This window comes from Streptomyces sp. NPDC002888, from assembly GCF_042888465.1.
GTDB lineage: Bacteria > Actinomycetota > Actinomycetes > Streptomycetales > Streptomycetaceae > Streptomyces.
In genome coordinates this window covers 88528-101660 of record NZ_JBIAPU010000011.1, presented here as the reverse complement: position 1 = coordinate 101660, position 13133 = coordinate 88528, and the positions used below count along the sequence as shown (strand labels likewise).

Genomic DNA, 13133 nt, shown 5'->3' with positions numbered 1-13133 from the left:
TTCGCCGTACGACCGGCGCACAGCGGTCGTACGACCGTTCGCACCGTTCAGCGCACCGGAGCGCCCTGCGGCTGCGGCGGGGCGATACCCAGGGCCGTCGTGTACTTGGCCAGGGCGAGCTTGCCGATGGCCGGGTACGGGCCGAGCGCGTCGGCGGCCGCGCAGCCCGCCTCCTTGGCCGCCTCCTCGATCAGGGTGGCGTCGATCTCGGGGCCGATCAGGTACGGCGCGAGCGCCAGCTGCTGGGAGCCCGAGGAGCGGAGCTGGTCGGCGACGGACGCGATCGAGCCCTCCTGGTCCAGGGCCGCCGCCATCACCGGCACGGCGAGACGCGCGGCGAGCAGCATGCCGGTGATCCCGGCAGCCTGCACCGCCTCGTCACCGCCGACGGAGGCCAGGATGATGCCGTCCGCCGCGGTCGCCACGGTGAACAGGCGGGCGCGGTCGGCGCGGGCCAGGCCCGCTTCGGACAGGCGCACGTGCAGGGCCTCGGCGAGCAGCGGGTGCGGGCCGAGCACATCGGTGAGGTCGGCGGCGACGCGGCTCTCCATCACGGCCTGGCGGACCTGGCGCAGCAGCGCGCTGTCCGGGCCGGCCAGCAGGGGCACGACGACGGCGACCGGGCCGTCGGGCTGCTTGACGTCGAGACCGGCGGCACGGGCCTGCTCGTAGCGGGCGGTGCGCTCGTCGGCCGCGCGCACGAGCACGGACTGGAGTGTGGGGTACTCCGTGTCGTCCCCGTCGAGGTAGCCGATGCGGGCGTCGAGACCGGGGAGCTCGGAGCGGGCGATGCTCACGACCTCCTCGGCGAGGCCGCGGGTCGCGGCGCTGGGCGGGCCCGGAACCGCGAGGACGAGCGCGGGCGCGCCCTCGGGAGCCGCCAGGGGCTCGGGTCGGCGGTGCCGACCGGGCTGGCGGGGGCGCGGCATTCGTACTGGTAGGCCGGCGGGCCCAGTGGGGGAGCTCATGGCGCCGCATGTTACTGGCTTCTTGGGCTCCCCTGTTCGGGGAGGGTGCAGGTGAGCGGTATCCGTCCGGTTTTGTCTGATGAGTTACGTACGGATCAGAAGTGATCAGCGTGTTTTCCGGGCGGTTTGTGCCCGCGGTGCGGGAACGGTCACCGCCCGTTCATTCCCTTTTCGTGGTCACCACGTGCATCATCGTGTCATCACCCGGCAGAGTGAGCGCGCCCGTGGCGAGTTCGGTGGCGACGCGTACGGCGCCGTGCAGCGGATCGCCGTCGGCGGGAACGCGCCGCGCGTGCGGCAGCCGCTGCCCCAACTCCTCCTCCAGCGGTACGACGAGCGGGGCGCCCATCTTGAACAGACCACCGGTGAGCGCGACCTGAGGGTCTCCCGAGCCGGGGCAGACCGCGGCCGCCGACTCGGCCATGTGCCGGGCCGCCGACCGCAGGACGCCCGCGGCGACCGGGTCGATGGGTGCGCAGGCGGCCACCTCGGGAGCGAAGGAGGCGAGGACGGCGGCGCGGTCCGGACGCGGATAGAGCAGGCCGGGCAGTCCCGGCATCGGGCCGAACACCTCCTCGGCGCGGGTCAACAGCACGGCAGAGCCGCCGGGCCGGCCGTCGTGGGCGCGCAGCGCGGCCTCCAGACCGGCGCGGCCGATCCACGCGCCGCTTCCGCAGTCGCCGAGCAGGTGGCCCCAGCCGTCGGCTCGCCGCCACCCCGTCAGGTCCGTGCCGATCGCGATCAGTCCCGTCCCGGCGGCGACCACGGCACCGGGACGGAACCCGAGGGCGCCCACGTAGGCGGTGACGGCGTCGGCGACCAGGGCGACCGTCCGGGCGCCGAACTCGCGGCGCAGGGCTGCCGGGAGTTCCGCGCGCAGGCCCTCGCCCAGGGTGGTGAGCCCGGCGGCGCCGACCACGGCCGTGGCAGACTCCGCGATCCCGGTCTCGGCGGTCAGCGCCCGCACCATGGGCACCAGTTGCTCCAGGAGGTGCCCCGGGTCGATTCCCCGGTCACCCGTGCGCACCGGCTGCCGGGACTCCCGTACGCCCAGCACACCGCGGTCCGCAGTCCCGACGGCCACCCGGAGACCGGAGCCTCCCGAGTCGACGGCGAGGATGCCGGACGCGGCCGCCGCCCGGCCCGCCTCATGGGCGGGACCGGCAGCGGTCACGGCAGACGCCGGTCCACCGGCTGCCCTCCCTGCCGCTCCAGAAGGTCGTTGGCGTATCCGGTACGAGGGGTTGACCAGGCATGACGGCCATGGCCGAGTGGCTTGATCACTGGACGCGACAAGCTCCCCTCCTTCCCGGTGACCGGCTGCACGATGTGCTCGACCGGCTCGCGGACCTGGACGAGGAAGAAGACTAGCGCCTTGGGGACGGCTCCTGTGTGGAGGCTTCCCTGCGTACGCAGGGCGCCTGCGTGTGCCAGTAGAGTGACGCGTCGTGGCACCACGACCTTTGCATGAACTAATTGAGGCAGGCTGGGCGAAGGCTCTTGAGCCTGTGGCCGAACGCATTGCCGCCATGGGCGACTTCCTCCGGGCCGAGATAGCGGCCGGCCGGACCTACCTTCCGGCGGGGGCGAATGTCCTGCGCGCCTTCCAACAGCCCTTCGATGACGTTCGCGTCCTGATTGTCGGCCAGGATCCTTATCCCACGCCGGGGATGGCGATCGGGTTGAGTTTCGCGGTCTCGCCGGAGGTGCGTTCGTTGCCGGGCAGTCTGGAGAACATATTCCGGGAGCTCCATACGGACTTGGGGCTGCCCAGGCCGTCGAACGGTGATCTGACGCCGTGGACCCAGCAGGGCGTGCTGTTGCTCAACAGGGCGCTGACCACGGCTCCGCGCAAGCCCGCGGCGCACCGGGGCAAGGGCTGGGAGGAGGTCACCGAGCAGGCGATCCGGGCGCTGGCCGAGCGCGGTACGCCGCTGGTGTCGGTGCTGTGGGGCCGGGATGCCCGCAATCTGCGTCCGCTGCTCGGGGAGCTTCCTGCGATCGAGTCCGCGCACCCGTCTCCGATGTCGGCGGACCGGGGTTTCTTCGGGTCGCGGCCGTTCAGCCGGGCCAACGACCTACTCGTCAAACAGGGTGCCCAGCCGGTCGACTGGCAACTGCCGTAGGTCATCGCCGTCGTAACGGCCGAGCCTCTTTGCCGGCATGCCAGCAGGCTCCTCGTCGCATGGTGGTGCACGAGTCCGCAGTCGGCAGTGGACGGCGACCTGGTCTGGAAATGTCCCCTGTCTTGATCTCTGACACCAGGTCCGGACCATCCTCGGGTCTTCTGCGGCTCAACGAGGAACTCGCCGACAGGCCCTCTGGGGTGACGGCGCGCCGCGCTGCGGTGGGGCGAAGAAACGAGCCACGTTCGCCCGCCACAGCTCGGCGTTCTCGGCTTTGAGCCGCTTGATCTCCGCGGCCTCCTCAGAGGTGACGCCAGGCCGCTGGCAGGCGTCGACCTGGGATTTGCGGACCCACACCGCCCCGTTTCCGCGGTGCCGATGCCCGGCTTCGCGGCGACCGCCTTCATCGCGGCCCACTCGGTCGGGTAGTTGGGGCGCATCTTCGCGACCATGCGCACTGCACGCTCACGAAGCTCAGCAGGGTAGGGGACGGACGTGCCATGACTCCATCAGAGCCGGGGCATATCAGAGCCTCCATCAGACCCGGAGCGGTTCACCCGTGGACTTTCCGAGGGCGGCTTGCCGCGACCGCATTGTTGGTTAGGGTGGCAGGTGGAGACTGATTCCGATGCCCTTGCCAAGGGTGATGGACAGGCTGGCGAGTTCGGGGCTGCACAGGCTGATGGCTCCCGCGCGGGCCAAGTCAGACACGACGGGGGGCTCGTTGGTGGGGAGTTGGCACCAGCAGAACCGAAGGCCACGTCGACCAGCGTCAGTGGCGTTGGATCGCGTGGCCGGAGCGCGTCTGGAAGTCGGCCCAGCCCAGTTCGCGCTCGACGTGTTTGCAGTCTTGCTCGGTCCAGCCGTGCGCAGCCCGTACATCTGACGATCCCGGCCATGTCGGCGAGCGGGGAGGGCAGTTCTCGGGGGCACGGCATCGCGGTAGCGGCGGGTGGCATGGCGTCGGCCGCGACGGGAGGGGGAGGTGCATCGCATCTGCCGGATGGTCTGCGACGGTGTGCGGGCTTTCCCCGTCTCGGTCATGAGCGGGGTGTTCGGCTCCACCGCCACCAAGTGGGGGGTCGCGGCGCGGGCCCGGACCACCAGGTGGGCGGCCAGTTGGCCCTTGGTGCGAAACGCCGGATCGGCGGGCCCTTGAGGCAGGGTGGGAGCCGGCTGGTAGGGCACGGTGTGCGGCGGGTGGTGCACGCGCTCATCGGCCCGGGCGGTGGTGGCCGCGACAATGCCGTTTCCGACCCGTCCGCGGGAGCCGAGGTACTGACGGGACACGTAGGCCGTGGCGTGCCCGGACTTGCGGTCACCGTAGTCGTCCGGAGACAACACCCCGCCGTCGTGGGGCGCGGTCGGCGGCGCGGGCATCAGCAGGTCGATCCGCCGGTCGTCGACCGGCTCGTGGTCCCACGGGGACCGGGACATGAACCAATGCTGTGCATGGCAGGCAAGAAGGTCACCGGAAGCAGGCCGGGTCGTCTTCAACAGGGCCTGGAGCAGGGGAAACAGGAAGGCGCTGATCCATGGCTGCCCACCGGTCCGATGAAGAGCCGCACCCTCACCCCGCCTCAAGGAGTCAAGATCCGGAACACCATCTACCGATCATGGCAGAGCACCGCAGGCCGACCGGACGCGGTGGGCGTGTGACCGGCCGGTCGGCGCCCGCGGTGCTGCCCCCGTCGCTGCGCGTGCGGCTCGGGCTGATTGCGGCCCTCGCCGCGCTGGTGGTCGTCGTGCTCGGGGTCCTGTATGCCGGCGACGACAAGCCCGGCACGGTGGACGCGCGGATCTGGGCGGCGGTGGACGGTGTGGGGCCGCAGTGGCGGCACGTCGCTCTGGCCACTGACTTCTTGGGGGAGCCCGTGGGAGCGGCGACGCTGGTCGTGGCCACCGTGACGGGCTGCCTGCTGCTTCGGCGTCCTCGCGCAGCGGTGCTCGTCGTTGCCGGCGCCGGCATGACCGTGGGGACGGCGACGCTGCTCAAGTCCCTGGTGGGACGCACCATCCACGGCGACGACAACCTGTCCTACCCGAGCGGGCACACCGCCTTCCTCACCGCGCTCGCCCTCGTGGTGGCGCTGCTGGCGACCGGCAGGCTCGGCCTCGGCCTCGGCAGGACGGCCGGCACGTCACTCGTGCTCGCCGCGGCGCTGGTTGCCGGTGCCGCCATGGGCTGGGCGCAGGTCGCCCTGGGCGCGCACTACCCGACCGACGTCCTCGGCGGCTGGTGCACCGCGCTGGCGGTGATACCGGCGACCGCGTGGCTGGTCGACCGGATGGCTGACCGGCTGGCCGATCGGATGACCGACGCCGGTCGGCGGGAGCATCGCTGACGTCACGTCACGTCACGTCACGCCAAGCGGCGGAACACGGGCTTCACAGGTCGTCCGGCCAGCCAGGGGGTGGGGTCGGCGGCGTCCAGTGCCTTCCGGTACACCGCACATGCCTGGGCCACCACGTCGACGGTGTGATCGATGTCGGCGTCGCCGAGCGCGCTGCTCACCACGAACGACGGGGCCAGCACCCCGCCCGCGAGGAGCCGGCGCAGGAACAGGGTGCGGTACTGCTGCGACGGTTGCCGGTTCTCGTCGAGGGTGGCGAAGACCAGGTTGCTGGCCCGGCCCCGGACGACGACGTGGTCGCCGACGCCCATGGCGGCCGCGGCGTCGCGGACACCGGCGGCCAACCGCTCGCCGAGGGCGTGCAGTTGTGCAGTGATGCCCTCCTCGACGTAGGTGGTCTGCACGGCCATCGCGGCTGCCAGGGAGTGCGTTTCGGCACCGTGCGTGGTGGACAGCAGGAACACCCGGTCGCCGGAGTGACGCAGCCCGCCCTGCTCCATCAGATCGCGGCGCCCGGCCAGCGCGGAGACGGCGAATCCGTTGCCCAGCGCCTTGCCGAACGTGGAGAGGTCGGGGACGACGCCGTACAGGCCCTGGGCGCCCGCCTCGGACCAGCGGAAGCCGGTGATCATCTCATCGAAGATCAGTACGCAGCCGTGCCGGTCGGCCAGCGCGCGCAGGCCGGCGAGGTACCCGGGGGGCGGCTCGGTGTGGGTGGCGGGTTCGAGGATCAGGCAGGCGACCTCGTCCTGGTACCGGGTCAGCAGCTCCTCCGTGGCGGCCAGGTCCCCGTAAGGGAACGCCACGGTGAGCTCGTCGGTCGCCGCCGGAACACCGGCGGACATCGGCGTGGTGCCGATGAACCAGTCGTCGACGGAGAAGAACGGATGGTCGGCGCAGATGGCCACCCGCGGGCGCCCGGTGGCGGCGCGGGCGAGGCGCACCGCGGCGGTGGTGGCGTCGGAGCCGTTCTTCGCGAACTTCACCATCTCGGCGGTCGGCACCGTGGCCAGGAAGCGTTCCGCGGCTTCGACCTCCACGATGGACGGCCGGACGAAGTTGCTGCCGCGGTCGAGTTCCCGCCGCACCGCCTCGATCACGCGTGGGTGGGCGTGGCCGAGGCTGACCGACCGCAGGCCGGAGCCGTACTCGACGTAGCGGTTGCCGTCGATGTCCCACACGTGGGCACCGTGGCCGTGGCTGATGACCGGGGCCAGGTTCTCGGGGTACTGGTCGTCGCCCTTGGCGTAGGTGTGGGCGCCCCCGGGGATCAGGGCGTGCAGCCGCTCGTTCGCCAGCCGCGACCGGGGGAGGAGGAGCTCTTCGGCGTCTTCGGCGTCCACGCCGACCTCAACTCTCTGTTTGCTTCAGGACTTCGGCGAGACTCGGCGCCTCCCGGTCCCGCAGGGACATCGATGTGACCGGGAGCGGCCAGGGAATGGCGAGCTCCGGGTCGTCGAAGGCGATCGTCACGTCCTCGGCAGGATCGTGCGGTCGGTCGATGCGGTACGAGGTGTCGGCGGTTTCGGTCAGAGCCTGGAAGCCGTGCGCGCACCCCGCCGGGATGTACAGGGTCACCTGCGTCTCGTCGGACAGCTCGAAGAAGGCCCGGTTGCGGTATGTCGGCGAGTCCGTCCGCAAATCCACGACGACGTCGAAGATCCTCCCGTACGAGCACCGCACCAGCTTGGCCTCGCCGGCGCCGGAGCGCAGGTGCAGGCCGCGCAGCACGCCCCGGACCGAGCGGGACAGGCTGTCCTGAACGAAGGCGTCCGGGTCGAGGCCCACCGAGCGGACCACGTCGGCGTCGAAGGTGCGGCAGAAGAAGCCGCGCTCGTCGGCGTACGGCGTCGGCTCGAACAGGTACGCGCCGGCGATCGCCGGGACTTCGGTCGCCTTCATGGAGCCTCCCGCATGGTGTGGGCGTGGGTGTGGTCGGTCGCCGGGAACAGGGCCGCTGTCAAGGCGGTGAACTGGTGCTGGAGGTGCTGGGCGGCGGCCTGGTTTCGCTCGGTGAGGGTCCGCCGCAGCTCGGCCGATCGCTGCTCCAGTGCCCGGAACTGCTCGAGCAGCCGGTCGGCGTCGACCTCGCGCGCCGGGTGGCAGTACGCGGCAAGGCCCATCTGCGCCATGAGCGCGTCGCTCTTCGCCGCATAGCTGAGTGCGAGCACCGGCGTGCCGGTCTTCAGCGCGCAGATCAGGTTGTGGTAACGGATCGCCACCACGGTGTCGGCAGCCGCCATCTCCTTCATCAGGTCGGCCAGTGAGGACGTCTCGGCAGCGGTGACCAGCGGCGAGTCCACTGCGTCGAGGATCGCGGCGACCACCGAGGCATCGCATTCGTCGCCGGTGAGCAGCCTGACCGGCCTGCCCTCCTCGACCAGCGTGCGGACGAACCGGATCGTCCCGTCGAGGTAGCGCCCGTATATCTCATCGGCCCGGGCGCGGTCGTCGTTGCCGCCGTGGAAGTCCATGACACCGACGCAGACTTGGCTCGGGGGCCCTGAGGGCGCGCTCGTCCGCGGCGCCGGCAGGGAGAACGCGAGGTCCGGGTAGACCTCGTCGCGCGCGGTGTCCACGCCCATCGCCCGCATCGCGTCGCGGGACTGGGCGTCCCGGTACGAGCGGTACGCGGCCAGCCGCGCCGACCAGCGCACCAGGGCCCGGGTCGGCCGGTTGCCGATCGTGGCGGCGCCCACGCTGACCAGCGCGACCCGGGTGCCGAACAGCCGGCCACTCGCGCAGAGCAGGAACAGCGAGTACGGGAAGCCCCACGGCCGCAGCGGCAACGTCGCCTCCAGGACGCCCATGCCCGGCACGATCACCACGTCGTGCCGGCGCACCCAGGCGGCGGTGCGGAAGACGTCGACGACTTTGCCCAGACCCTTCGCCGCGATCGCGCCCGCACGTGACGCGGTCCGGTACTCCGCGCGGTTCCAGTGCAGCCGCGTGGCGGGGATCCCGAACCGGGTCGTCACGGTCTCGGGCCCGCCGCACAGGGCGTCCACGACCGCCGCCGGGTGCTCGGCGCGGAGGTACCCGAGCACGGCCTCCAGCGACCCGTCGTTGCCGAGGTTGCCGGAGCCGAGCAGGCCGAACACCCCGACGCGCACAGGCGTCATGCCTGCCTCCCTTCACGACCTTCACGGCCGGCGACGAGGGCGTCGACGGAGACGGTGAGCAGGCTCGGGTCGACCGGGGCGCGGTCCTCGACCCGCTCACCGGCGCCCGGCCGGGCCCGGCTGGTCATCCACGCGGCCAGGTGGCGGTGGCACGCGCGCCGGTCGGCAGGGGACAGCGGTGCCCGCCGGATCGCCGAGGCGAAGCCCCAGACGTACTCGGCGAGCAGCCGGGGTGTCGGGTGCAGCGGGCCTGCCCGGCGCGGGTCCAGGTTGACGCACCGGGCGCGCTTGGAAGGGTTCGCCCGCTCGGCGCGGGTGGGGTGGTCGCGGCGGAAGTACAGCAGCTCCGGCACCTGGTGGAAGGGCCCGTGCAGGGTGATCTCGGCGACGAAGGTGCGGTCCGCGTGGTGGTAGCTGTCCATCGGTTTCACCCGGCGCAGCATGTCGGCCCGCATCACCCCGTAGAAGTCGTCGCCACCCGGCTCGAACAGCAGACTGCGGAAGCGCTCCGGCGCGTGCGGCGAGTCGGTGGTGAGCCCGTACTCGTAGGGGACCTTCACCTGGCCGTCGCCGTCGATGACCGCCTGGCCGGTGTGCGCGAGGATCATGTCCGGCCGCTCGTCCAGCGCCTGAACGCAGCGCCGCAGCAGGTCTCGGCCGTACAGGTCGTCGTGCGAGGCCCACTTGAACAGCTCGCCGCGGGACTCGGCGAACACACGGTTGTGGTTCGGGGTGGCGCCGATGTTCCGGGGCAGGCGGAGGTACCGGATGCGTGAGTCCTGCGCGGCGTACTTGCGGCAGATGTCCTGGGTCCCGTCGGTCGAGGCGTTGTCTGAGATGACCAGTTCGAAGTCCTCGTAGGTCTGCCCGAGCAGGGCGTCGAGCGACTGGGCCAGGTATTCCTCGCCGTTGTACACGGGCAGGCCGATGCTCAGCCTGGGTCGGTCGGTCATGAGGTCCTCACTTCGGGAACGGGGTTGTGGTGGCGCTCGCGCAGGGCGGACCGCAGCTGCAGCCACCAGACGGCCGAGCCGCTGACGGTCGCGGCGGCGACGCCCCAGGCCGAGCCGACCGTGCCGGCCACGACCGCCCCGCCGAGCCCGCCGCTGACATAGCAGGCGGAGGCGAACAGCTGGCAGCGCAGGCTGCGCCGGGCCGCGCCGAGCGCGCGCAGCCCGGCCGCCGCGCCGGTGCCGAGGCCGGCGCCCGCGACGCCGAGGGTGATCGGCACGATGAGCTCCGCGGCGGAGTGCCAGACGCCGCCGAGCACGAACTCGCCGAGCCGGTCCGGCATCAGCAGCAGCGCCCCGCCCCAGAGCAGCGCGGCGGCGGCCTGCCCGCCGCCAAGGAGGAGGCAGAACTTCCCCAGCCGCTGCGGGGCCTGCCGCAGCACCCGTGCCGCCTCCGGGACGGTGACCAGCGACAGCCCCATCAGCACAGCGAGGAACGGGCCGAGCAGCAGCTCGGCGCCCCGCACCGCACCCACCGCGCCGACCCCGACGATCGCGCCGAGCCCGTACGCCCGCAGCTGGCTCGCGCCGCTGAGGCTGACGTTCTCGACCAGGTACCGGTAGCCGAGATCGCGCTGCTCGCGAAGCCACCCGCGCGCCTCGGTCAGCCGGGGCCGGATGCCGGACTGGAGGTAGCCGTACCCCGCCGCCACCGTGGCGGACGCGCCCCAGGCGAGCACGAAAGCGGCCACGCTGTCCACGCGAGCCGCCACCACCATGGCCGGGACGAGCGCGACACCCCACACGACGTCGTTGACGAACGCCTTCCGCCCGGCGCCGGCGGTGAAGAACGAGAACCGCCAGGCGTCCTGGAGCAGCAGCCCCGGCAGCATGACGCCGAGGCAGGCGAACGCGGGCCCCACACGGCCGCCGAGGCCCAGTCCGACCAGCAGACACACCGCGCCGAGGGCGGCACCGACGCCGAGCGCGGTACCCGACGACCGGGCCACCGCCCCGCGCCAGGACGTGTCCGACACGCCGCTGAAGCGCACCACGAGCGGGTCGGTGGCCAGCCCGCGGGAGACGTTGAGCACCACGCCGTAGGTCACCCAGGCCAGGCTGAACACGCCGAACGCGGTCACCCCCAGCGAGCGCGCCACGTAGATGCCCACCACGAAGTTGCTCACGCTGGAGGCCGCCTGGTCGGCCAGTCCCCAGGAGAGCCGGCCGACGAGGGCCCGCTTGGCGGTCCGCCGGGCCTGTCCGGCCGGGGCCGCCGGTGTCGTCGTCTTCTCCTCCTCGGTGGTCATCGGCGTCATGCCTTGATCAGCCCGGCGCCGTGCAGGGCGCCGGCCGCGGCGGCGACGGTGTCGAACGGCAGCCCGGACCGCTCGGTGACGTCCAGCAGACTGTGCTCGCCGTCGGACAGATTGAGCACCCAGAGCATGGCCATCTGGGCCTGCTTGGTGTCGCTGCGGCCGCCGAGCGCGTCGTACAACCCGCGTCGGCCCAGCTGTGGTTCGCCGTAGGGGCTGAGGTTGAGGTACCGCCGGTTGCGGTCGAGGACGGCGAACGCCTCGCGGCAGACGGCGAGCGTGTCCGCCATCGCCGCTGGCGAGACGAAGTCCAGGTTGTCCGCCGAGGTGTGGTATTCGGGGTAGCCGGCGTACGGGGTCCGGGTGAGCGAGCCCACGCCGAGATCGAACCCGGGCGAGCAGAACTGTCGCTCGTCGTAGCCGTACGGAGTGAACTCGTTCACGTGGTGCGGGCGTTCGGACGCGGCCAGCACGTGCCGCATCACCCGGTCGATCTCCGCGTCGCCGCGTCTGCTCTGCTTGTACGTCAGTTGACCCGAGTCGCCTGCGCATGCCAGCACAAGGCCGTGCTTGACCCGTTCCACCCGCTCCGCGTTGCGGGCCAGCCAGGTGATCGCCCCGATGGTGCCGGGCGCGAACAGGAACCGGTAGGTGTAGTACGGCGTTTTCTTCGCCAGCTCCTGGGCCAGGAACGTCGCCACCGCGATGCCGGCCAGGTTGTCGTTGGCCAGCGACGGGTGGCAGACGTGGCAGGAGACGATCACCTCGTCGGCGACCTGCCCGGGGACCACGTGCTCGGCGTAGGTGAGGTGGCCGTCGGCGAGCGTGGAGTCGATGCGTACCTCGTACTCGCCGTCCGGCAGCGCGTCCAAGGTCTCCTGGGCCAGACAGAACCCCCAGTCCGGCTTGTAGTAGCTGGTGCGGTACGGCACCCAGGCCGGGTGGTCCGGCAGGGTGTGCAGGTGTTCACGCAGTTCGGCCAGCGGCACGGTCGCCGACACCGGCACGCTGTAGCCGAGCACATGCAGGCTGGACGCGGCGAAGTCGACGACCCGATTGCCGGCGGAGTCGGCGACGTACGCGTCCCGGATGTTCCACTCCTGCGGCACCGTCCAGTCGAGCACCTGAGTCCCGGTCGGCACCTCGTGCACCTGCAGCGGGACGTACTCGCCGACGATCTCCAGGGTGGCGCGCACACCGTCGCCGGTGATGCTCCGGCAGAGCGGGTACAACCGCTCCACCAGCGCGTGCATCTGTTCGCCGGACGAGGTCATCGGCGCCACCGCAGGGTGTCGTCGACGGCGCCGGCGTCGGACGCCGCGCTCAGCACGGCAAGGCGGGTGAAGCGTCGCTCGAAGTCCTCCCGGGTCAGCCCGTGTTTCCGGTAGGCGTCGGCGAGTTCGAGCGCGCCCTGCTTCACCGTCCACTCGCAGTCGAAGCCGGGCAACGCGGCGCGGAACCGGGAGAAGTCCACCCGGTACGACCGCGGATCGGCACCGGTCTCCCCGGTGATCACCACCTTCGCGCCGGACACCGCCTCGGCGACCTGCTCGGCGATCTCGGCGACGGTGACGTTGTTGATCTCGCTGCCGATGTTGAACGCCCGGTCGTGCACCGATTCCCGCGGCGCGACCAGCGCGGCCGCGAAGGCCCGTGCGATGTCGGCGGCGTGCACCAGCGGGCGCCAGGGGGTGCCGTCGGAGAGCACAAGGACCTCGCCGGACAAAAGAGCGTGCCCCACCAGGTTGTTCAGCACGATGTCGGCGCGCAGCCGGGGTGAGTAGCCGAAGGCGGTGGCGTTGCGCATGAACACCGGGCTGAAGTCGCCGTCGGAGAGTGGGTGCAGGTCGTCCTCCACCCGCACCTTGGACTCCGCGTACGGCGTCACCGGGCGCAGCGGGGCGTCCTCGGTCACCAGGTCGCTGCCGCCGGCGGCGCCGTAGACCGAGCAGGTCGACGCGTACAGGAAGCGCCGCACTCCGGCGTCGCGGGCCAGCCGGGCAAGGCGTACGGACGCGTGGTGGTTGATGTCGTAGGTGAGGTCCGGCGCCAGCGATCCCAGCGGGTCGTTGGACAGGGCGGCCAGGTGGATCACGGCGTCCACCCCGGCCACGTGTTCGGCCGTGACGTCGCGCAGGTCCACTTGATGCCCGGACGGGTCCGCGGGCGGCGGGCCAAGGACGCAGTCCGCGAACAGGCCGGCGTCAAGACCGACGACTTCGTGCCCGGCGGCCGCGAGGACCGGGGCCATCACGGTGCCCAGGTAGCCCTGGTGTCCGGTCAGCAGTACGCGCACA

At 71.9% G+C, this 13133-nt stretch carries 12 protein-coding genes and 1 pseudogene; 2 read left to right on the top strand and 11 right to left on the bottom strand.

Annotated features, from left to right (window positions below):
* Positions 1–47 precede the first annotated feature (47 nt).
* Together ACFYWX_RS19540 and ACFYWX_RS19535 are read right to left on the bottom strand one after the other, a co-directional pair.
* Positions 48–968 (bottom strand): sirohydrochlorin chelatase, encoded by a 921-nt coding sequence (locus ACFYWX_RS19540; RefSeq protein ID WP_389425291.1) that lies wholly within the window; start codon positions 966–968, stop codon positions 48–50.
* Positions 969–1128: 160 nt separating this feature from the next.
* On the bottom strand, positions 1129–2142 hold the full coding sequence (locus ACFYWX_RS19535; protein WP_389425290.1) for an N-acetylglucosamine kinase: 1014 nt from the start codon (positions 2140–2142) through the stop codon (positions 1129–1131).
* 274 nt (positions 2143–2416) lie between these two features.
* Between ACFYWX_RS19535 and ACFYWX_RS19530 the strand changes: the two genes are divergently transcribed.
* A complete protein-coding gene (locus tag ACFYWX_RS19530) occupies positions 2417–3094 on the top strand; it encodes a uracil-DNA glycosylase (RefSeq protein WP_389425289.1) in 678 nt (225 codons plus the stop codon).
* 243 nt (positions 3095–3337) lie between these two features.
* Here the strand turns inward: ACFYWX_RS19530 and ACFYWX_RS19525 are convergent.
* Positions 3338–3546, bottom strand: a pseudogene (locus tag ACFYWX_RS19525) (IS3 family transposase); the annotation flags it as partial.
* Positions 3547–3694: 148 nt separating this feature from the next.
* Complete coding sequence (locus tag ACFYWX_RS19520) at positions 3695–4591, bottom strand: transposase (RefSeq protein WP_389425439.1); 897 nt, start codon at positions 4589–4591, stop codon at positions 3695–3697.
* Positions 4592–4749: 158 nt separating this feature from the next.
* Between ACFYWX_RS19520 and ACFYWX_RS19515 the strand changes: the two genes are divergently transcribed.
* Positions 4750–5439, top strand: coding sequence for a phosphatase PAP2 family protein (locus tag ACFYWX_RS19515; RefSeq protein ID WP_389425438.1), 690 nt, complete (start codon positions 4750–4752; stop codon positions 5437–5439).
* Between the two features lie 17 nt (positions 5440–5456).
* On the opposite strand, the gene ACFYWX_RS19510 is transcribed toward ACFYWX_RS19515, so the two are convergent.
* From ACFYWX_RS19510 to ACFYWX_RS19480, 7 genes are read right to left on the bottom strand one after another with little or no spacing between them, the layout of a single operon-like run.
* The gene (locus ACFYWX_RS19510) at positions 5457–6791 is read right to left on the bottom strand and encodes a glutamate-1-semialdehyde 2,1-aminomutase (protein ID WP_389425288.1); all 1335 of its coding nucleotides are present in this window, start codon (positions 6789–6791) and stop codon (positions 5457–5459) included.
* A gap of 7 nt (positions 6792–6798) precedes the next feature.
* Positions 6799–7350 carry a dTDP-4-dehydrorhamnose 3,5-epimerase gene (rfbC, locus tag ACFYWX_RS19505; RefSeq protein WP_389425287.1) on the bottom strand — a complete coding sequence of 184 codons (552 nt, stop codon included), beginning with the start codon at positions 7348–7350 and terminating at the stop codon, positions 6799–6801.
* Entirely contained in the window at positions 7347–8570 is a 1224-nt protein-coding gene (locus tag ACFYWX_RS19500) for a polysaccharide pyruvyl transferase family protein (protein ID WP_389425286.1), read from the bottom strand. The genes rfbC and ACFYWX_RS19500 overlap by 4 nt, the downstream gene beginning before the upstream one ends.
* Positions 8567–9523, bottom strand: a complete 957-nt coding sequence (locus ACFYWX_RS19495; RefSeq protein WP_389425285.1) for a glycosyltransferase family 2 protein — start codon at positions 9521–9523, stop codon at positions 8567–8569. Before ACFYWX_RS19495 ends, ACFYWX_RS19500 begins: the two co-directional genes overlap by 4 nt.
* Positions 9520–10830 (bottom strand): hypothetical protein, encoded by a 1311-nt coding sequence (locus tag ACFYWX_RS19490; RefSeq protein ID WP_389425437.1) that lies wholly within the window; start codon positions 10828–10830, stop codon positions 9520–9522. The genes ACFYWX_RS19495 and ACFYWX_RS19490 overlap by 4 nt, the downstream gene beginning before the upstream one ends.
* A gap of 5 nt (positions 10831–10835) precedes the next feature.
* Positions 10836–12119, bottom strand: a complete 1284-nt coding sequence (locus ACFYWX_RS19485) for a DUF4910 domain-containing protein (RefSeq protein ID WP_389425284.1) — start codon at positions 12117–12119, stop codon at positions 10836–10838.
* Entirely contained in the window at positions 12107–13132 is a 1026-nt protein-coding gene (locus ACFYWX_RS19480) for an NAD-dependent epimerase/dehydratase family protein (RefSeq protein WP_389425283.1), read from the bottom strand. Before ACFYWX_RS19480 ends, ACFYWX_RS19485 begins: the two co-directional genes overlap by 13 nt.
* Position 13133: the final 1 nt, after the last annotated feature.